Raw genomic sequence first — 2,261 nt, 5'->3', positions numbered from 1 at the left:
CGACAAGGAATTTCGCTACCTTAGGACCGTTATAGTTACGGCCGCCGTTTACTGGGGCTTCAATTCAGAGCTTGCACTCCTCCTCTTAACCTTCCAGCACCGGGCAGGCGTCAGGCCCTATACGTCGTCTTGAAGCCGACTTAGCAGAGCCCTGTGTTTTTGCTAAACAGTCGCTACCCCCTGGCTTGTGCCCCCTACACACGGTTGCCCGCATGTAGGGCCTCCTTCTCCCGAAGTTACGGAGGTAATTTGCCGAGTTCCTTCAGTACACTTCTCTCAAGCGCCTTGGTATACTCTACCATCCCACCTGTGTCGGTTTAGGGTACGGTCTATACGGAGGGGCTATTTCCTGGGACAACTTCGAAGCCAGACCAATCCAATAAGGCCTGACAACTTACGCCATCCGTCACACACCTCCAGGCCCACGAATATTAACGTGGTTCCCATCGACTACCCCCTTCGGGCTCGTCTTAGGGGCCGGCTTACCCTGCTCAGATTAGCTTTAAGCAGGAACCCTTGGGATTTCGGCGAGAGGGCATCTCACCCTCTTTATCGCTACTCATGTCAGCATTCGCACTTCCGATACCTCCACGGTCGGTTACCCTCCCGCTTCATCGGCCTACGGAACGCTCCGCTACCGCTTGGATCAAAAAGATCCAAACCCTAAGCTTCGGTACGTATCTTGAGCCCCGTTACATTTTCGCCGCAGGATCTCTTATTTAGACCAGTGAGCTGTTACGCTTTCTTTAAAGGATGGCTGCTTCTAAGCCAACCTCCTGGTTGTTTTGGAAATCCCACATGCTTTCCCACTTAGATACGATTTGGGGACCTTAGCTGTAGGTTAGGGCTGTTTCCCTTTTGACGACGGACCTTAGCACCCGCCGTCTGTCTGCCGGACTAACTCTGTGGTATTCGGAGTTTGGTTAGGTTTGGTAGATCTCGCGACCCCCTAGCCCATCCAGTGCTCTACCCCCACAGGTAAACATCCGACGCACTACCTAAATAGTTTTCGCGGAGAACCAGCTATTTCCCGGCTTGATTGGCCTTTCACCCCTAAACACAACTCATCCGACAATTTTTCAACATTGAACGGTTCGGCCCTCCAGTGCGTGTTACCGCACCTTCAGCCTGGTCATGCCTAGATCGCCGGGTTTCGGGTCTAATCCATCAAACTCAGTCGCCCTATTCAGACTCGCTTTCGCTGCGCCTACACCTAACGGCTTAAGCTTGCTTGATAGATTAAGTCACTGACCCATTATACAAGAGGTACGCTGTCAGGCCTCAAGGACCCTCCAACTGATTGTAAGCATTCGGTTTCAGGTACTGTTTCACTCCCCTCATCGGGGTGCTTTTCACCTTTCCCTCACGGTACTTGTTCGCTATCGGTCATGTACGAGTATTTAGGCTTGGAGGGTGGTCCCCCCATGTTCAGACAGGATTTCACGTGTCCCGCCCTACTCGAGTCCTGATGTTTCATTTTCGCATACGGGGCTGTCACCCGCTATGGCCAAACTTTCCAGAATGTTCTGCTAATTAAACACCAGGCACTGGCCTGGTCCGCGTTCGCTCGCCACTACTAACGGAATCTCGGTTGATGTCTTTTCCTCCGGGTACTGAGATGTTTCAGTTCTCCGGGTTCGCTTCACGAAACCTATGTATTCAGTCTCGCAATACCTTTGCCCAATTACCCAGCCCGTGATTGCTCACGGGCGAGATAATCGGGATAGGTGGGTTTCCCCATTCGGAAATCGCGGGATCAAAGCTTGCTCACAGCTCCCCCACGCTTATCGCAGCGTGCCACGTCCTTCATCGCCTGTACATGCCAAGGCATCCACCAAATGCTCTTACCTCACGCTTGAGAGTCCACACCACCAATGACAACATTGGTCGATCGCTCGAGACACGGTCTTGTAAGCCGCGCCCCACACGAACGTACCACTCGGCTGCTGCCATGGTTTGCTCGGTGTGGATGATTTATCTCAGCCAGATATTCATTAGTTAAAATGAATGTATGTGATTGGCATACGTGACCCACCTCTTTCGAGATCGGCACGATGCAACCACGGCATCGATTAAAAAACCCATTCACAATGTCAAAGAGCAGGCCACTCATGGGCCCGCAGTACCGGCTACGGATAAATCCGCGCCGGAATATGTTGTCTTCATCTCTGGAGAAATGCGTGGTGGTGGAGCCTATCGGGATCGAACCGATGACCCCCTGCTTGCAAAGCAGGTGCTCTCCCAGCTGAGCTAAGGCCCCC

The 2,261-nt window shown here is 52.6% G+C and carries 1 tRNA gene and 1 rRNA gene; both read right to left on the bottom strand.

Annotated features, from left to right (window positions below):
- Positions 1 to 1,858 (bottom strand): 23S ribosomal RNA (locus QUA53_RS28905); the annotation flags it as partial.
- A 326-nt stretch (positions 1,859 to 2,184) separates the two neighbouring features.
- A tRNA-Ala gene (locus QUA53_RS28900) sits at positions 2,185 to 2,260 on the bottom strand.
- Between the last annotated feature and the right edge of the window lies 1 nt (position 2,261).

It is taken from the genome of Microcoleus sp. Pol12B3 (genome assembly GCF_036701355.1).
Taxonomy (GTDB): Bacteria; Cyanobacteriota; Cyanobacteriia; order Cyanobacteriales; family Microcoleaceae; genus Microcoleus.
This window is presented reverse-complemented; position numbering and strand designations above follow the sequence as displayed.